The 424-nt window shown below is 71.0% G+C and carries 1 protein-coding gene; it reads right to left on the bottom strand.

Translation table 11 applies throughout. The annotated features are described in order from the left end of the window. Positions 1 to 424: NADPH-dependent FMN reductase (locus tag F6X68_RS32940; protein ID WP_151457868.1), on the bottom strand; the 424-nt coding region annotated here is incomplete at both ends.

The raw sequence follows: 424 nt of genomic DNA, 5'->3' as shown, positions 1-424 counted from the left end.
CCTCGCGCAGGGTCAGGCCCCACCAGTGGAGCTGGTCGAGCAGGACGTCGGCGGCCCGCTCGCACCGGTCGGCCGTCGGGGGTGACGGCGCGCCGTCGAGCAGGTCGACACCGACGACGTCGCGCATGGTGACCGCGTGCAGTGCGGTGAAGACCGTCCGGAGCTGGTCGACCGCGTGCAGGCCGATGGAACCGCACCCGTACGACACGAAGCCGACCGGTTTGGCCTGCCACTCGTCGTACGCGTGGTCGATCGCCTGTTTCAACGAGCCCGGGAAGCTGTGGTTGTACTCGGGGGTGACCACGACGAACGCCTCCGCCCGCGCGATCTGCGCGACGAACGACCCGATCGCGGGAGTCGGCTCAGCCGGGCAGCTCGCGGGGAGGTCGTGGTCGGCGAGGTCGACGACCGTCACCGCCAACTC

The organism is Micromonospora sp. AMSO12t (assembly GCF_008806585.1).
Lineage (GTDB): Bacteria > Actinomycetota > Actinomycetes > Mycobacteriales > Micromonosporaceae > Micromonospora > Micromonospora reichwaldensis.
The sequence above is the reverse complement of the archived record's forward strand: the minus strand, read 5'-3'. Positions and strand labels throughout refer to the sequence as shown.